At 60.9% G+C, this 16,705-nt stretch carries 15 protein-coding genes and 1 pseudogene; 13 read left to right on the forward strand and 3 right to left on the reverse strand.

All coding sequences use genetic code 11. The annotated features are described in order from the left end of the window. The first annotated feature begins 8 nt into the window (after positions 1-8). The 13 genes from B8991_RS15365 to B8991_RS15425 all read left to right on the forward strand — a co-directional run bounded on the left by B8991_RS15365 (position 9) and on the right by B8991_RS15425 (position 13,955). A complete protein-coding gene (locus B8991_RS15365) occupies positions 9-287 on the forward strand; it encodes a VirB3 family type IV secretion system protein (RefSeq protein ID WP_038070148.1) in 279 nt (92 codons plus the stop codon). Next, the gene (locus tag B8991_RS15370) at positions 262-2,655 is read left to right on the forward strand and encodes a VirB4 family type IV secretion/conjugal transfer ATPase (protein ID WP_007120607.1); all 2,394 of its coding nucleotides are present in this window, start codon (positions 262-264) and stop codon (positions 2,653-2,655) included. Before B8991_RS15365 ends, B8991_RS15370 begins: the two co-directional genes overlap by 26 nt. Continuing rightward, a complete protein-coding gene (locus tag B8991_RS15375; protein WP_007120608.1) occupies positions 2,652-2,861 on the forward strand; it encodes a hypothetical protein in 210 nt (69 codons plus the stop codon). Before B8991_RS15370 ends, B8991_RS15375 begins: the two co-directional genes overlap by 4 nt. Further along, positions 2,858-3,970: a lytic transglycosylase domain-containing protein gene (locus B8991_RS15380; protein ID WP_007120609.1), complete on the forward strand. Its 1,113-nt coding sequence runs from the start codon at positions 2,858-2,860 to the stop codon at positions 3,968-3,970. The genes B8991_RS15375 and B8991_RS15380 overlap by 4 nt, the downstream gene beginning before the upstream one ends. Next, positions 3,967-4,734 (forward strand): type IV secretion system protein, encoded by a 768-nt coding sequence (locus B8991_RS15385; protein ID WP_007120610.1) that lies wholly within the window; start codon positions 3,967-3,969, stop codon positions 4,732-4,734. The genes B8991_RS15380 and B8991_RS15385 overlap by 4 nt, the downstream gene beginning before the upstream one ends. A gap of 8 nt (positions 4,735-4,742) precedes the next feature. Continuing rightward, the gene (locus B8991_RS15390) at positions 4,743-5,168 is read left to right on the forward strand and encodes a hypothetical protein (RefSeq protein WP_007120611.1); all 426 of its coding nucleotides are present in this window, start codon (positions 4,743-4,745) and stop codon (positions 5,166-5,168) included. Then, complete coding sequence (locus B8991_RS15395; RefSeq protein ID WP_007120612.1) at positions 5,169-6,182, forward strand: TrbL/VirB6 family protein; 1,014 nt, start codon at positions 5,169-5,171, stop codon at positions 6,180-6,182. It begins immediately after the preceding gene. Between the two features lie 17 nt (positions 6,183-6,199). Further along, positions 6,200-6,880: a VirB8 family type IV secretion system protein gene (locus tag B8991_RS15400; RefSeq protein WP_007120613.1), complete on the forward strand. Its 681-nt coding sequence runs from the start codon at positions 6,200-6,202 to the stop codon at positions 6,878-6,880. A 5-nt stretch (positions 6,881-6,885) separates the two neighbouring features. Further along, positions 6,886-7,608, forward strand: a complete 723-nt coding sequence (locus B8991_RS15405; protein ID WP_007120614.1) for a TrbG/VirB9 family P-type conjugative transfer protein — start codon at positions 6,886-6,888, stop codon at positions 7,606-7,608. Positions 7,609-7,610: 2 nt separating this feature from the next. Continuing rightward, the gene (locus B8991_RS15410) at positions 7,611-9,053 is read left to right on the forward strand and encodes a TraB/TrbI/VirB10 family type IV secretion system protein (RefSeq protein WP_007120615.1); all 1,443 of its coding nucleotides are present in this window, start codon (positions 7,611-7,613) and stop codon (positions 9,051-9,053) included. A gap of 82 nt (positions 9,054-9,135) precedes the next feature. Then, positions 9,136-10,131 carry a P-type DNA transfer ATPase VirB11 gene (virB11, locus tag B8991_RS15415; protein WP_007120616.1) on the forward strand — a complete coding sequence of 332 codons (996 nt, stop codon included), beginning with the start codon at positions 9,136-9,138 and terminating at the stop codon, positions 10,129-10,131. A 366-nt stretch (positions 10,132-10,497) separates the two neighbouring features. Next, positions 10,498-11,337 (forward strand): HamA C-terminal domain-containing protein, encoded by an 840-nt coding sequence (locus tag B8991_RS15420; protein ID WP_235866651.1) that lies wholly within the window; start codon positions 10,498-10,500, stop codon positions 11,335-11,337. After that, positions 11,334-13,955 (forward strand): DEAD/DEAH box helicase, encoded by a 2,622-nt coding sequence (locus tag B8991_RS15425; protein ID WP_084353841.1) that lies wholly within the window; start codon positions 11,334-11,336, stop codon positions 13,953-13,955. Before B8991_RS15420 ends, B8991_RS15425 begins: the two co-directional genes overlap by 4 nt. Here B8991_RS15425 and B8991_RS21950 read toward each other — a convergent pair. The 3 genes and pseudogenes from B8991_RS21950 to B8991_RS15440 form a co-directional block, all read right to left on the reverse strand. Next, complete coding sequence (locus B8991_RS21950) at positions 13,844-14,362, reverse strand: ATP-binding cassette domain-containing protein (RefSeq protein ID WP_328588516.1); 519 nt, start codon at positions 14,360-14,362, stop codon at positions 13,844-13,846. The two genes, B8991_RS15425 and B8991_RS21950, sit on opposite strands and share 112 nt — an antisense overlap. After that, positions 14,362-16,317, reverse strand: a complete 1,956-nt coding sequence (locus B8991_RS15435) for a hydantoinase B/oxoprolinase family protein (protein ID WP_084353842.1) — start codon at positions 16,315-16,317, stop codon at positions 14,362-14,364. Before B8991_RS15435 ends, B8991_RS21950 begins: the two co-directional genes overlap by 1 nt. A gap of 4 nt (positions 16,318-16,321) precedes the next feature. Next, positions 16,322-16,705: pseudogene (locus B8991_RS15440) on the reverse strand (hydantoinase/oxoprolinase family protein); the annotation flags it as partial.

The following is a 16,705-nucleotide window of genomic DNA, read 5'->3' on the forward strand; positions in this document are numbered from 1 at the left end:
GAATAGAGTTGGCAGAACGATCCCCCCTTTTTCTGGGCCTCGCCCGACCGCCCAAGTATCTGGGCCTCCCTGTCGGATACCTCGTGGTGCTGGCGACCGGGGTCGTTCTGCCGTTCATCTGGACCAAGTCCATGGTCTTCTTCCTGATCGGCCTCGTCGCCTATCCGATCCTCTGGTTCGTCGCCGACCGCGAGCCGCATTTCTTCGAGGTCCTGCGCGTTTCCTACGGCTCGGTGCGCCCGACGAAGAACCGCGCCCTGCATGGAGGCGACAGCTTTGGCGCTTGATGCGGGCACACTTTCCACTCACGGAACCGCTCTGCTTCAGGCTGGCGGCGGGGAGTTCGCGCGGGAGAGCTATCTCGCTGATCACCTGCCGTATTTCGCGCTTGCCGATGACGATGTGATGGTGCTGCGCGAGGGCGATCTGATGGCGACCCTGCGCCTTGATGGTCTGAACCCGATGACCAGCGAAGACGCACGGCTCGATGCGCTCAAGCGCGCGGTTGCCGCCATCGTCGCCCAGACCGGCAATGCCTTCGGCTTTTACATCCACCGCATCTCCGTGCCACAGGATCTGGGGATGCGCCCCATCGAGGGCGACAGCTTCGCCGCCGCGATAGATGCCCGCTGGCAGGCCCATGTGAAAGACCTGCGCCCGGCCAAGCGCCAACTCTATCTCAGCGTGATCCGGCGCCCCGATATCTCCGCGCGCATTCCATTCCTTCGGACGCTGGCCCGCAAAGCCTGGGTCAAGGACCGCGCGACGCGCCTGCAGGAGCTGAACGAGGTCATGGGCTTTTTCGAGGTGGCTCTGTCTTCGGCCAACCCTGTGCGCCTGACCCGCACGGGTGGTGAATGGCTGGGCTATCTAAACACGCTGAACGCGGGCAGCTTCTCCCCCATAGCCTTCGGACAAAGCGCTCTGCCTCTTTCACATATTTTGAGCAATTGCCGCGCGACCTTCGACGGCGACGTCGTCACCCTGACCGACGCCGTGACTGGGCGGGTCAAATACGGCGCGCTCTTTTCGATGAAGACCTACCCGGCATTGACCGATGTGACGCTGCTCGACGCGCTCGACCTGCCGCTCGACATCGTGCTCACGAACTCCTTCAGCCCGATCCCGAACAACATCATGGCCGAACGCATCCAGCGCATCATCCGCCAGATGCAGGCCTCCGACGATGCGGCCGTCTCCCTGCGCGAACAATTGGGCCAGGCTGCCGACGACCAGGAGGCAGGACGCATCGCCTTCGGGGACCATCACCTCTCCATCGCGGTCTACGCGCCGGACCGCGACACGCTCGAACGGGCCGCCGCCCAGATCAAACGCGTGGGTCAGGAGATCATGTCCGTCATCGTGCGCGAGAACATGGCGCTGAAAGCCACCTACTTCGCACAATCCCCCGGCAATTTCGGCTACCGCGCTCGCAAGACGCCGATTTCCTCCATCAATTTCGCCGACTTCGCAGCTCTGCATGGTAGCGTCGAAGGACGCGGTCCTGATCAGTCGCCCTGGGGTCAGACCATTTCGGTCCTGCCCACGGTCGGCACCTCTGGTTATCGCTTCAATTTCCACGAGGCGGGAGCCCCAGGCAAGGAACCGACCGTTGGCCATACGCTGGTTCTGGGGCGCACCGGGACCGGCAAGACGCTCACCACTGCCTTTCTCGCAGCGCAGGCGCAGCGGGTCGGCGCACGGCTTTTCTTCTTCGACAAGGATCGCGGCCTGGAGATGGCCGTGCGCGCCCTCGGCGGGCGCTATAACGAAATCCGGGCTGGCGTGCCGACAGGTCTGAACCCGCTCGCCACCGAAACCGACGAGCGCGGCCGCGCCTGGCTCTCGGACTGGCTTGCGACACTTCTCACACGGAATGGCACGCTCTCGGGCGAGCAATCCCGCCATATCCAAAGCGCGGTCGGCCAGAACGCCGATGCGGGGGCGGCGCTGCAGCGTTTCGCCAGTTTCGAGACCCTGTTCCAGTCACTCGATGATGATGGCGAGCTGCAATCCCGCGTTGCCGAATGGGCCCCCGGCGGGCGCTATGGCTGGGTGTTCGACGAGCCCGAGCGCGGCGCGGGCCTCAAGCTCACGGGCGACATCGTCGGGTTTGATATGACCGAGATCCTCGACATGACGACCGAGCGCATGGCGGTACTCTCCTACATCTTCCGCCAGATCGAACGCGTGGTCGAAGACCGCCGTCCCACCATCATCGTGCTCGACGAAGCGTGGAAGCTCTTGGACGATCCGTATTTCGGGGCGCGGCTGGAAAACTGGCTGGTGACGCTTCGCAAGATGAACTGCGTCGTCATCATGATGACGCAGTATCCGAGCCAGTTGCGCGACAGCCGCGTCGGCAAAACCATCGTCGAGACGGTGCCGACGCAGATCCTCTTCCCGAACGATCGCGCCACCGTCTCCGATTACGATTTTCTCCGCGTCAACGCCAAGGAGGCTGCCCTTCTCGTGCAGCCGACCATCGGCCAGCGCATCGCGCTTATCCGCTCGGCGGGCGACAGCGTCTTCGTCGATGCCGATCTCTCCGCACTTGGCGACCTCCTTCCCATCCTTGGCGGCGGCGCCACTGGCGAGGCCCGCGTGCCTGCCGATTGGCGCGCCAATCCCGATTTCTGGAGACATGTGATATGAGTTCGAAACCCCTCCTCGCGCTTTGCGCCGCCGCGAGCCTTCTTTCCGCTTGCGAGAAATACACCGAGAAAACCTCGCCCTGTTTCGGACGCAATGGCGAGCCGCAAGTGACGCGGTCCGCCCTGTCCTTCTCGACCATGGGCGCACCGGTGCAGGAGACGGCCAAGCCTGACTGCACCTTCGAGCCCCTGCCCCGTTCGGAATGAGCCGCGCCGCGATCATATCCGCCGGGCTCTGCCTCGGCCTCAGCGCCCTGCCTGCGCATGCCCAGGGCGTGCCGACACAGGACAATTCCGCGATCGGTCGCGCCATCGCCCGGGTGAGGGCATTGGCCGAGGATCTAAGCGTCCAGCAGGACAAGGATCGGACCGAGTCCACGCTGGCGGATGTGCAGGCCGACCAGCTGCGCGTCCTCGAGGAAATGACCGCTGCCATTACCGGGCCTGGCTTCGACATCCGTGCGCTCGAGGGCAATGCGGATTTCGGGGTGGCGGCGGTCTATCCCAATACCGATCCAAGCCCGATGAACAGCCGCCTCTTCGGCGAGGGCCGCGAGACGGTCGAGATGATGATCGTCGAGGTCGCCGGCGAGTTCGCAGGCGCGCCCGGTGTGGCCCGCGCCGGTCTCTCGGCCACCCAGTGGCGCTGCCTCTTCCAGGCTCTGATTAAACAGGAGAGTCGCTTCAACGTCGCCGCTGAAAGCCCGGTCGGGGCTTATGGCCTGACCCAGCTCATGCCTGGCACCGCCTCCGATCTCGGCGTCGACCGCTATGACGTGAAAGACAACCTCCGCGGCGGCGCGCGCTATATCACCACCCAGCTCAACCGCTTCGGCAACATACCCCATGCGCTCGCGGCCTATAACGCGGGGCCGGGTCGGGTCATCGAATACGGGGGCGTGCCGCCCTTTGCCGAGACCCAAGGCTATGTGCGCAACATCTCGAAATTCTACAACGAATACCTCGCTGTGGTGGGCGGTGCCGACGCGCTTGGCACGCTCTCGCCCTCGGATTTTGCGCTCGCCGAATATGCCAGCATCTCCGAGGCGGGCGTCTATTACGCCGCCGACAGTTCGGCAACGACCGAGCAAGTGATCAACCGCCTCCGCGCGATCATCCTGCAGATCGATGCGCAACCCAATGCCAAGGCGGCCTGGGAACTCAACACCTACGCCAAGGCCGAGATTGGCCGCATCCTCAACCTTCGCGTCCGGCTGATGGCCGCCAACCAGCAGCGCGAGGCGGTCTATGCGCAGCACCTCGTCGCAGACCGGTTGGCGGAGCGCGACTTCATGCAGATGGGAGTTCCCGAATGAGACAGCTTCTCCTGACCGTGGCCGCGGTCGCCACACTCGGGTTTACCTCGCCCGCAACGGCCCAGGGCGTCCCAACCTTTGATGGCTCGCAGCTTGGTCAACTCGTGGCGCAGCTCGAACACATGGCCGAGGACCTGAATGTCCAGATGCAGCAGCTCGCCACAATGCGGCTGGAACTGGAAACCCAGCTCTCGCAGCTCACGAACCTCGAGGCGCAACTGACCTCGCTCATTGAAGGCAGCGGGCTCGGAGAACTCTTCGCCACGGTCGAAGAATTCCGAGCGCTGCGCGGCAAGCTGGTGGCGCCCCTCAATACCGCACAATCGCTGGCAAGCGGCGATTTTCTCAGCGGCTTCAATCCGGGTGCAGAACTCTCGGCCTCGGTCGAACGGGTGCTTTCGGGCAGCGGGTTTACTTCGGAACGCCTGAGCACGCTTTCTGGCTCGGATGAGCCCGCCGATAACCGCATCGCCGCTTCCGCCGGGGCCAGCGCCATGCTCTCCGTCGCGGCACAGGAAAGCCACGAAGAAGCGGGCCAAAGCCTTGAGCGGCTCGAGACCATGGTCGGGCTCATCGACGATCAGGACGGGCTGAAGGCTGCCGTCGATCTCAACACCCGCGTCACCGCCGAGCTTGGCATCATCCTGACCCAGATTTGGCGGCTGGAAGCGGCGCAAGGCGTGAGTGCCGGCCAGCTTGGCGTTGTCGATGCCGCGACCCTCGCGGATGAGCGCAAGTTCCGCTCGATGGCGGTGGATCCATGAGGCAAACCATGACCCGCAGCTTGGCTCCAGGCCGGGCGCTCGGTCTCGCCGCCCTTGTCTTGAGCATCCTGCACAATGCTGCGTCGGCCCAGACCCCGAGCACGAACCCTTCCGGCGACACGCCCTTCAACTCGATGGCCATCGCGCGGGATCAAACGGATGAATGTCGTGTTCCGAAACCCCCTACCGATCTGGCCGAAACCGCCTATCTGCGCAATGGCTACCGCGCGATCTTGCGCATCCTGATTGCCGAAGAGGCGCTCGCTTCGGAAACCTGCACCTGCCTGCTGGATCAGTTCGCCTGGGATCAGGCGCTTGCCGCCCTGCCCCGGTTCCAGACCTCGGACAACCCGCGCCTGCCCTTCAACGTGCTCGAGCTCTACGCCAAGGCGGACGCGCTCGAGGCGCAAGTTGTGGAGGCCTGTGCGGAGTAAATGGGGGTCATTCGCGACATCCTTGGCCAAGTCGACGCCGCGGTGAACACCGTGGCGCAGGACGGCTTTATCTCCTCGGCGGCCTCGGTCGGTAATGTCATCTCGGCGGGCGCGACGCTCCTTGTCGTGCTCCTCGGGATCAACGCGGTCATGCAGCTCCGCCCCCTGCCCTTCGGAACCGGGTTTGCCTTCGGGATGAAAGTGGCCCTGGTCGGGATCTTCGCGCAGAGTTGGGATAATTTCAGCGTCATCTATGACATCGTCACGCGCGTGCCCGACTCCGTGGGCGCCTCGATCCTGGCGCTTACCGGCTCGGGCGACGAGGCAGGGGTCTATGAGAGCCTCGACAATATGGTCGCCCGCATCACCGCCTATGGCGATACGATCGGCGACCGCGCGGGCTGGGTCTTCGGCGCGGTTCTGGGTGCCATCTTCTTCGTCCTCTCCGCCGTCTTCGCCGCCGTCACCGCAGGGATCATCGCCTTCGCCCGCATCGTCTTCGCGCTGATGATCGTCATCGCCCCCTTCATGATCGTGACCTCGCTGTTCAAACCGACCCAGTCCCTCTTCGAGGCCTGGACCCGCGCCACCATTGGCTACGCGCTCATGCCGGTCGCCGCAGCAGGCGCCGCGGGCATCATCGTCGCCATCGCCGAAGCGATCGGGGACGCCTCCGCCGATCCGGGCGATGTCGAAACCGTCAGCCTGATCCTGCCCTTCCTCGTCATTCTGATCCTCAGCGCCGGGATCATGGCCTCGGTGCCCTACATCGCCTCCAATCTCACCGGTGTCGTCGGCATCGCGTCCAATGCCGTCGGTCTCACGGGCCTTGCGCGCCAGGGGTTCGTGAACACACGGGAGTATGGCGCGGGCGCAACCTCGCGCCTCGTCACCGGCAAGTCCCCGCATGAGCTGAACCAGATGGCCAATGCGGGTGTGGTGAAGACCGGCGAGCTGATCCGGCAAAGCCCCGGCGCGCTTCTCTCCGCCGCCAAGGCCTTCCGCAAACCCTGATGTGAAAGACGACGACTTTGAAGAAGCTTGTGACCAGTTCCTCCGCGCCTGACCGCGACGCTTTCGAGGCGGATTTCATCTACGGGCCAAGACGGCGTGAGCGTTTCGCCTGGTTCGTTGCGGCGGCAGGCGTGCTGGTTGGTGTTGCCGGCATGGTCGCGGGCGCGAGCCTCTTTCCACTCAAATCGACCGAGACCTTCGTCGTCGTGGTCGACAAGGAAACCGGAGAGATGGACCGGGTCGCCGCCGTACAGGCGCTGACGCTTTCCGAGAGCGACGCCATCATCCAGGCCAATCTCGTGGCCTATGTCGATGATCGGGAAACCTATGACCTGACCGATGGCGAGCAGCGTATCAACTCGGTGCTCAACCGTTCCGATGGCGATGCCGCCCGCACGCTGCGCGATCTCTGGTCCTCGACCAACGAAGACTACCCGATCACCGTCTATGGCCGCGACGCCAAGATCGAGGTGGTGATCAAGTCCGTGAACCAGATCGAGCGCGGCGTGGCCCAGGTCCGCTTCACCCGCACGCTGCGCCGTCCCCGCGACACCCGCACCGTCACCCGGTCCTATGTCGCTACCGTTGGTTATGACTTCCAACCTGAAACCCGCCAGCGCCTTCAGGACGTCTGGGCCAACCCCTTGGGCTTCGTGGTGACCTCCTACCGCGTCGACGCCGAGACTCTGGAGAACTGACCAAGATGAAATCTCTGCCCGCGCTTTTCCTGGCGCTTGCCCTTCCTGTTGCCGCAAACGCCGAGGCCACGCCGCAAGGCGGCCCGCTCGACATCCGCATCCGCACCGCCGTCTATAGTGAAAACCAGGTCTATCGGATCGAAACCGATCTGAGGCATTCGACCACGATCCATTTCGGGGCGGGCGAGCGCTTCGAGGCCGTGATCGTCGGCGACACCGAAAGCTTCCAGGTCGATCCGATCCCAGAGCTTGGCAATGTGCTGACCATCAAACCGCATGTGGCCAATGCCTCCACCAACATGACGGTGATCACCAACCGACGCACCTATTCCTTCCACCTGCGCGAAGGCTCGATCCCGAACCGCACCGGCATGTTCTTCGAAGTCCGCTTCCGCTACCCCGATGAGGAACGTCGAGCGACGGCGGCTACCCAGCCCAAAGGCTTTGAGGCGCCCCGCAACTACAACTACCGCGTCTCGGGCGAAGGTGATTTCCGCCCCAGCCATATCTATGACGACGGGCGCTATACCTACTTCGTCATCCCGGAAAACGGTCGCCAGCCCGCCCTCTTCAAGGCCGATGACCAGGGCCGTGAGCGCACGGTCAACTGGACCCAGCAAGGCAACACGGTCCGGGTGCTTGGGGTGAACACCTACTGGTCGCTGCGTATCGGCGATGAGGCGATCTGCGCCTGGCGCGACGAGAGCGCCATCTACGTGAGCAACTGACCATGGCCGAACAAACCCCTCCCGACCTTCAGGACCGTCTCGACCAGTTCAGCCAGCGCGGCAAGTCCAAGCCCCGCGGAAACAGCCTCGGGGTCGGCGCGCTCGCGGCCGCCCTCGCCCTTGGCGGGGCCGGGGTCGCGTATTTTCTGGCCACCGGTCTGCAGGAAGGTGACAGTGCGCTTGAGACCTCCGATGTCGAGACCTTTCAGGACCGCCGCCCCGGCTCCGGCGGGCGGCTGAAGTTTCCGCCCGACGAGACCGAGCAACGGGTCAATGACGCACTGATCGCCGTCGAGGAAGCGCTCGACGTGCCCGCCGCCCCTGCCCCGGAACCGAGCGCCGAGGTGCTGGCCGAAATCGCCAAGCTCCGCGAAGCCCTCGCCGCCAGCCAGGCTGCCCGCAACTCGGAAATCCAATCCGCTGTCGCGGACCTGCGCGAGGCCTTCGACGAGCAAAAGGCCGCGCTCGAAGCAACGCTCGCCGCAAAGGAAACCGAGCTGGCAAACCTCCAACGCCAGACCGAGACTCGCATCGAGGGGCTGCAGGCCATGCTCGATGCCGAACGGGCGCAGCGCGAGGGGCTTGAGGCCGAGCTCGATCGCGAAGGGGTGATCGCCGATCAGCGCCTTCTCGAACAACGCCGGCGTCAGGAAGAGGAGCAGCGTCTGCGCGAGGCCGAACGCATCGCCGAGGAGCTTCTGACTGCCCAGATCAAATCCCCCGCCGTGGTCTATGCGGACGGTCCACGTGGTGGTGCGAGTGGCGCGGCGGTGGCCGATCCTGCCGCCGCTGGCGCAAGTGGACCGGCCCTCTCGGGCAACGAGCAGTTCTTGCAGAGTGCGCGACCGCTCGAGGTGCAGGAGGCCGCCCGCCTCATCCATCCCGAACGCACGCTGACCCAAGGATCCGTCATCCAGGCGGCGCTGCAAACCGCTATTAACAGCGATCTGCCCGGCTCCGTTGTCGCGGTGGTCTCCGAGCCGGTGCTGGCGTTTTCCGGAGACCGGATCCTGATCCCCCGGGGCTCCCGCCTTTTTGGCCAATACCGCTCCGGGATCGAAATGCACCAGAAGCGCATCCTGATCCTTTGGACCCGCGTCCTGACCCCGGACGGCACCTCGATGGAAATCGCCGCTGTGGGCGGCGACCAGCTTGGCCGCTCGGGCCTCACTGGTCTCGTCGACACCAAGTTTGCCGAGCGCTTCGGCGGGGCGGCGCTGATTTCCGTGATCGGGGCGGCGCCTGCCGTGGCGGCGGAGAGTGCCAACAACGAGACGACAAGCATTGTCCTGGGCGATGTCAGCAGCGACCTGCAGGACGCTGTCGGGTCGGTCATCGCCGATCAGGTCTCGATCGCGCCGACGATCTATGTCGATCAGGGCGCCTCGGTCACCGTGCTCGTGGACCGGGATGTGGTGATCTACGGGGGTTCCGGTTCACAATGAAAAAGAAGCATCAGGTTTCGCGTTCGAGCCGCAGGCGAGAGGCAGCGAAACCAGGTTCAATATTACCGGAATCACCGAATTGATGGATCAGGCCTCGCCAGCCTCATACCTCGAGCGTTATCTCGACCCGTTCCGCGATCTCCTGCGGCGTGACGACGTGGTCGAGATCGCGATCAACCCCGACGGCAAGGTCTGGCTCGAGGTCGCGGGGGATGCCAGCATGCGCCACGAAGGTCAGACCGTGGATCGGACCACAGCCCTCAACATGGCCCAGACCATCGTCGGCGATGCCAAGGCCCGCGTCTCTGAAAAGAACCCCCTCGTCTCCGGCAAGGTGGAATATGCGGGCCGCCCGCTTCGGGTCCAGGTCGCCGTGCCGCCCGCCATCGATCGCGGTGCCTCGATCACCATTCGCCTCTTCGCCTCTGGCAGCATTAGGGACTACGCCCCGGCTTATCTCTTCGGCAAGGCCGTCTCGCTCGACGCCCTCCGCGCGGAGAAGATGAAAAACATCGCCAGTCTAGCGGAGGAGAACCTTGAGGCCGCGCTGCAGACTCTGGTCGAGGCGCGGCTCAACGTCCTGATCAGCGGCGGCACCTCGACCGGGAAGACCACGTTCGCCCGCCACCTCCTGACCCATGTGAGCGAGCACGAGCGGCTGATCACCATCGAAGACGCTTTTGAGCTCTTCCCCGGCCAGCCCAACACCGTCGCCCTCCTTGCCGACCGCGGTGCCGGTTCGCAACGCAGCGCCAACGCTCTCCTTCAAGCCTCCCTCCGTATGCGACCTGACCGGATCATCGTCGGCGAGCTGCGCGGTGCCGAGGCCCTGACCTACCTCGAGGCCATCAACACCGGCCATGGCGGGTCGGTTTCCACCATCCACGCGGAAACCGCAGAACTCGCAATCGATCGACTGGCGATCATGGTGCTGCAGGCCGGCACACCACTGACCTTTGCCGAGGTTCGGGAATACATCCGGAAATCCATCGATGTGATCGTCCAGCTCGGGCGGGCCGAGGGGAAGCGGGGGATTACGGAGTTCTATCTGCCGGGGTCGAGAAAACTACCGACATAGACGGCGCGATGCAGCCGTTTGCAACGCTGAACTGAACTTCCGCAAGGCGAAGTGTAGCGTTCACGCCAAAAGGAGACAGCTGACGTATTATCAACGGGCAGCGGTGACACTCCGGACCTTGGGGCGTTGAAGGAGTATCGCACAATTTCTTTGACCGCAGCGCGAAGAAAAACCTAACTATTTGAATTACGTATGATACTCTCTATGCGAGCAGCAGCGGGGTCGGCACAACCACCCTAAAACGAAAGGAGGCGACCACTGACTCAAGTACTTCCAGAAGATTTGGTTAATATAGTTTCGGGCGATCCAGAAGAGTTGGGTGTTCATCTCCAGCTTGTTAAACGGGACGTGCTCTTGAAAGATTGCGTGGCCCGTCTCCACTGTCATTGCCTGACTGTGGATGGGAACGGACGCGTCAAGCCGGAGCGTCTTGCGGAATTTATGCGCAACTCAATTATCGATTATGCCGTCCCGAAATCGCGGTTGGATGATGCGCGGGCGCGGGACGCCAGATTCAAGTCCGGAAGCGCGGTTGCAGCCCTGCACCACGAGGCAATCGGCACTTTTACGGACCTTGCCAATACTGGCGAAGGCGGCGAGATGCTGCTCTTCCTACTCGCAGAGCGCTTTCTCAAGGTTCCTCAGGTGCTCTGTAAGATGGACCTTAAGACCGACTCTCACATGCACTATCATGGTGCGGACGGCGTCTATGCTTCCGTAAACGAAAACGGCCTTCTCAAACTTTTCTGGGGCGAGTCAAAGGTGTATGGCGACCCTACAGCGGCCATAAGAGATTGCCTTTCATCACTTGCCCCTTTCCTCGTGGAGACGGACCACGAAGGCGCTGATCGCGAGCGGGATCTCGTGCTCCTCAGCGACAAAGCCGATCTCAGTGATCCGGAACTTACGGCCGCATTCCGGAAATATTTCGACCGAACCTCACCGCTATCGAACAGGGTCGAATATTGCGGGATCGCGCTTATCGCCTTCGATGCGGATTTCTATCCGAAAGATGATGCAAAAGGCATCGGGGAGGACATCCTGAAGGCGGCGAATGACGAAATGGAAAAATGGGTGAAGAATGTAAAGAACAGACTATCGGTGGAGAAACTCGACAAATTCGACATTCAGTTTTTCTGTGTGCCAGTGCCTTCGGCGGATGGGTTTCGCGCATCGTTCCTTAAGGCGCTGGGTATTAAGAAATGAAAGATACCGAACTCTTTGATTGGCTGTCGGGTGAGGCGCTTCGTGATGATATTATCAGGTTGACTCAGATCACAGTGGCGACTGAGATAACAAATCTGGACGCAATCCATGAATCCGCTGACCCAAAGAAGAGCTTTGACTGGCAGCAGCTTCTTTTGGCCGGAAGCCTTTTGGCCAGATCAACCGAACGAACGCATCAGGAGGCGGCGCTGCGGATCGCAACCGCTGCCGTCACACTCGAAACTTCGCCGGAAGTGCGGGATGCGGGGGCTGTCCTCCTCGAAAAGCTGTCCAATCGCAGGTCCGTCGAGCTGGCAATACTGCGAAACCGGATCGCTCCCGATCTTGAGGGCAGACTGGGCGTGTCGATGCGCCTTGAAGCCAACAGAAGACGTTTCGAGGACTCGATACTCCTTGAATCGAGCGGAAAATGGATAGGCGTCAACGATTTTCAGAAAGAACTATGGGCGGGCGCCTCTTCCGGCGCCGGCTGGCTTTCAGCGTCCGCGCCAACCGCGTCCGGAAAAACTTACCTCGTTTTGCAGTGGCTGCTCGATCACGTTCGCACGAGCAAGACAAAGATCGCCGTTTACCTTGCCCCAACCCGGGCTTTGGTGAGTGAGATTGAACTCAGTCTGAAGGAGCTATGTCAGTCGGACACCGGCATCGAGATCACGTCGCTACCGCTGACGGAAGTTTATTTCTCATCTACGACGGGAGACAAGAAAGCCGTCTTCGTATTCACGCAGGAGCGTTTGCACCTGCTTGTCAATCTTCTCGGGGAGGACTTCAGTGTAGACCTTCTCATTGTTGATGAAGCGCACAAGATCGGAGACAATCAGCGTGGTGTAATACTGCAGGATGCAATCGAGCGGGTGTCTCGGCAGAACCCGATGATGAAGGTCGTGTTTGTAAGTCCTTCGACACAAAATCCCGGAGAACTGCTTGAGGATGCGCCGAACGATATGCCGAAAACGTCGGTCAATACCGATATGCCAACCGTTCTGCAGAACGTGATCCTAGCCGAGCAAGTGCCTCGGAAGCCCAAGGAGTGGTCGCTGGACCTTGTCTGGGGCGATTCACCCATACCACTGGGCACGCTTAAACTGTCAAACAAGCCTGCGGGCCTGAAAAAAAGGCTGGCGTTTATCGCAGCGGCGGCAGGCGGTCGCGGCGGCACACTGGTTTACTGCAACGGCGCGGCTGAAGCGGAGGACGTCGCGCTCCTTATCAGCCAGTTGGAAGGCTCGGAGAAGACAGATGATCAGGAATTGCTGGACCTGGCTGATCTGGCCCGCAAAGGGGTCCACCGTAATTATCAGCTCGCGCCGCTGGTCGAACGTGGTGTCGCTTTTCACTATGGAAACATGCCCTCTCTCATCCGCACCGAGGTTGAGAGGCTGTTCCGCGACGGCAAGATAAGATTTCTTGCCTGCACCTCGACGCTGATTGAAGGAGTAAATCTCTCTTGCAGGACCATCGTTGTGCGCGGTCCCCGGAAGGGCCGTGGGAACCCGATGGAGCCGCACGACTTCTGGAACCTCGCGGGACGGGCCGGTCGCTGGGGAAACGAATTCCAAGGCAATATTATCTGTATCGATCCAAAGGATGAAAAAGCATGGCCCGTCGGCGTGCCGAAGCGCTCACGCTACCCGATCAAGAGAGAAACTGACGTCGTTATATCTTCCACCGATGAACTGGCTGCGTATCTTGAGAACAGAAACATCGACTCTTTGGCCGATCTTGCGCAAGGCGAAGAATTCGAACAGGTCGGGGCTTACCTCCTCAATACATATATTCGTCTTGGTACGCTTTCCGATGCCGCATTTGCGAAACGGCATTCTCCAGATGCGCTCCGGAAACTCGATAGAAGCCTCGAAGGTATTTCGGCGCTGATCAATATTACGCAGGATGTTCTAGTAAGACATCCAGGCGTCAGCGCGGTGGGCCTGCAGCGTTTGCTGGAAGCTTTTCGAAAGTACGAAGGCAATATCGAAAATCTGCTGCTCGCGCCTTCGGAAAGCGTCGATGCGTACGACAGGTACGTCACCGTCATGCGACGGATTAACGCAAATTTGTATCCTGTCTTCCTGCCAGACAGTCTCATTCCCCTGCACGCGCTCGTGGTTGTCGAGTGGCTGAAAGGATTGTCTTTGGCTGCAATTATCAGGAAGCGTATAGAGTATCAGCAACGAAACAACAGATCGTTCAAGCTTCCAGTGCTCATTCGCGAAACGATGAGCATGGTGGAAGAGACAGCAAGATTCAAGGCACCGAAGTATATTTCCGCCTATATGGATGTCCTCCGCCTGTTCTTGACTGAAGCCGAGCGCGAGGACCTGATTGATGAAGACTTTGACATCGGGATAGCGCTTGAGTTTGGCGTCTCCAGCATCACGCTTCTCTCATTAATGGAACTAGGGCTTTCCCGCATGTCTGCGGTGGCCTTGTATGAGAAGATTGCGCGCGACGATCTGGACAAGGAAGGTTGCCTGGCCTGGATTAATCAGCATGGCCCGAATTTCGCCGGGATGGACCTGCCTAACCTTATCGTCAGGGAAACGCTGCAGGTATCGGGCCTTGATGATCCGGAAGCGGGCCACGAATTCAGCGAATAGAGTAGAGAGGAAGCGATTATGCCCGCAAAGCCAGTAGAGATCGGATCGCTCTCATTCGCGAGGAAAGGAGACGCAAACGTGCGCGCAAGACCCCGGCGGCGAATGTCATAGGGCGCTTTGGCGTTGATGTCCTGCCCATCCAGCATGACCGTGCCTGACGTGGGGTCCTGAAAGCCTGTGATGATGTTGACGCAGGTGGTTTTGCCTGCTCCGTTGGGGCCGATCAACCCGACAATTTCCGCCTTCTTTAGCGAAATCGTCACGTCATCCAGAGCCTTGAAGCCACCAAACGCAACGCTGATTGATTCCAGTTCCAATGACAAAATCTTATCCTTCGCGTTCCTGTTCCGACCGTTGTGCGCCACAGCCGCCAACCGATGGCGGCTGTGGGTCCTGGTGATGCTCACTAGGTCCAGTGCGCCACGCTGCGCCGCTCGAAACTCTCGCGGAACTGTTCGATCGTCTTGGGCAGCGGCTCGCCGGTTTCCCAATCCAGGATCACCGCATAGCGTCTCACGGCGTCCATCGCGTCGATCTCGCCTTTGCGATACATCTCGGCAACCTTTTCAGGATCAATGCGGGCCCAAGCCACGCGGTTTTCACGAATATGCGCCCGCAGTTTCTCGGTCTCGGCCTCATCGACCTCATATTCACACAAGTCCGCATCAATCTCTTTGATCACAACGCCATAGTCCAACGCGGCTCGTTTGATAGAGACATAGTCATCCACCACATCCGTCAGAACAGCCTCTGTCTTGCGTTCAAGTGGGTCGCCAAAGCCGCCGCCCCCCGCGGTCGGGCGCGCAAACTCATCTCCCGAATACATCGGGAAGTCAGAGAAGACAGACCCAAGCCATTCGTGCGTGTCCGAGCCGGCGCGTTTGATGGTCAGACCATGCGGCATGGAGGGCAAACCGCCATCAACACCCCAGACGACGGCGCGTTCGCGGTCGCAGACATAGGACATGACGGATTTTTCACTTTCCAGAAGCAGGGAGGTTTTCTGCACCCCTGTCCCTCCGCGCCATTTGCCCGGGCCTGCGCTGTCTTTTTTGATCTGAAATTCAAGCGTCCGGGTCGGGTTGACCCGCTCGTTGCCTTCGTTGGACTGAGACATGAGCCCGGTTCCGAAGCAGGCTGTGGTGACGTCGCTGCCATCCTTACCGCGCCGTCCGCCCCAACCGCCGGGGAGCCATTCGTAGAACAAGAATGTAGAGTCCTCCTCGCGCCGCTTGTCCGTGCCCCCCGCCAACAGGTATTCAAGGTTGAATGCACAGGCGATGGCGCGCTCCGGCATGATCTCCGACCACATCTCGAAAACCGAGTTCATGATCTTTTCAAACGGCATCAGGAAGCCGGTGACCGCCGTGGGCCACTGGGCACTGACCACCGAATTTTCCGGCGCAGCGACAGAGAGCATCCGATAGAAGCCGGAGTTCAACGGCAGGTCAGGAAAGAAGGTCTTCATCCCCGCGACGACAGCCGAGAATGTGGCTCCCGGCGCGGAATTGTACATCGAACCAATCGTCGGGTGGCTGCCTTCGAAATCGTAGTGAATCTGATCACCCTTGATTGTCATCTTGATGTGGATCGGGATCATCCCCTCGCCACCTGACGGGTCCCGGTCGATGTAGTCGACGGATTTCCATGTGCCGTCGGGCAGCGCCGCAATACGCTGGCGCACGGCGCGTTCAACGTAGTCCTGCACCTCGTTCATGCCCTGCTTGACCTGCTCGCGCCCGTACTTTCGCACCAGCCGCAGGATTTCACGTTCGGCCACCTGCGTGGCCTGTGCCTGGCTGTGGATGTCACCGATAATCGACGCGGGGTCGCGTGTGTTGTTTGCGATCAGGTTGGCAACGTCGGAACAAAAATCGCCGGCACGGAATAGCCGGACAGGTGTGATCCGAACCGCCTCGCGGAACATGTCTTTCGCCGTCACATCAAACGAACCGGGCACAGAGCCACCCAGATCAGACCAGTGCCCGTTTGACTGCGAAAACCCGATCAGCTCGTCTTCATCAAAGATCGGCCGCACCAGACGGACATCGCTGAAGTGCGTGCCACCTGCGTAAGGATCGTTGATCGCGTAGACATCGCCGGGCATCATGTCGCCCTTGAAGACGCGAATAACGTCTTTGCAGGTAAAGTGCAGCGTGCCGACGTGCACCGCGATGTCATCGTTGCCCTGCGCAACCGAATTGCCTTCGGCATCATGCAGCGCGTTAGAAAAGTCTCGGTTGTAGATCACAAAGGAGTAACAGGTGCGCAGCATCTGCTCGGCCATCTGGTCAACGGATGTGATGAAGGAGTTCTTGAGAACTTCAAACGTGACGGGATCTAGGGCTTTTGAATCACTCATAGTATTACTCCTGCACTCGGATGAGAATGTTCATGTATTGATCGACTTCAGCAGTCGTGTTCGGCGGAATTACGGTGGTTGAATCGAACTGCTCGACAATGGCGGGGCCATCAAAGGTCGCACCGGCGGTCAGGTTTTCACGCTCGAAAATCATCGCCGTGTGGGCCTTGCCGTCAAACCAGACATCGCGTGTCTTGTCGGTCTTGGGCTTGTTCTTCCTCACCTCGTGCTTTTGCAGCTCGGCCTTGGGAACCATACCCGTCGCCGTCAGCCCCACACGGAAGATCGACACCGGTGCGTCATCCCGGCGGAAGTTGAATTCGCGCTGGTGTTCGCTGTGGAACCCGTCGATCAAGGCCTCAATATCGGTGACCTTGGACGGCGCAGA

It is taken from the genome of Primorskyibacter flagellatus, assembly GCF_900176485.1.
GTDB lineage: Bacteria > Pseudomonadota > Alphaproteobacteria > Rhodobacterales > Rhodobacteraceae > Primorskyibacter > Primorskyibacter flagellatus.

Coding starts and splice junctions, on each gene's coding strand:
- B8991_RS15385 (WP_007120610.1), top strand. CDS start 3,967: ATGAGACAGCTTCTCCTGACCGTGGCCGCGGTCGCCACACTCGGGTTT.
- B8991_RS15390 (WP_007120611.1), top strand. CDS start 4,743: ATGACCCGCAGCTTGGCTCCAGGCCGGGCGCTCGGTCTCGCCGCCCTT.
- B8991_RS15370 (WP_007120607.1), top strand. CDS start 262: ATGGAGGCGACAGCTTTGGCGCTTGATGCGGGCACACTTTCCACTCAC.
- B8991_RS15435 (WP_084353842.1), bottom strand. CDS start 16,317: ATGAGTGATTCAAAAGCCCTAGATCCCGTCACGTTTGAAGTTCTCAAG.
- B8991_RS15410 (WP_007120615.1), top strand. CDS start 7,611: ATGGCCGAACAAACCCCTCCCGACCTTCAGGACCGTCTCGACCAGTTC.
- B8991_RS15425 (WP_084353841.1), top strand. CDS start 11,334: ATGAAAGATACCGAACTCTTTGATTGGCTGTCGGGTGAGGCGCTTCGT.
- B8991_RS15395 (WP_007120612.1), top strand. CDS start 5,169: ATGGGGGTCATTCGCGACATCCTTGGCCAAGTCGACGCCGCGGTGAAC.
- B8991_RS15375 (WP_007120608.1), top strand. CDS start 2,652: ATGAGTTCGAAACCCCTCCTCGCGCTTTGCGCCGCCGCGAGCCTTCTT.
- B8991_RS15405 (WP_007120614.1), top strand. CDS start 6,886: ATGAAATCTCTGCCCGCGCTTTTCCTGGCGCTTGCCCTTCCTGTTGCC.
- B8991_RS15380 (WP_007120609.1), top strand. CDS start 2,858: ATGAGCCGCGCCGCGATCATATCCGCCGGGCTCTGCCTCGGCCTCAGC.
- virB11 (WP_007120616.1), top strand. CDS start 9,136: ATGGATCAGGCCTCGCCAGCCTCATACCTCGAGCGTTATCTCGACCCG.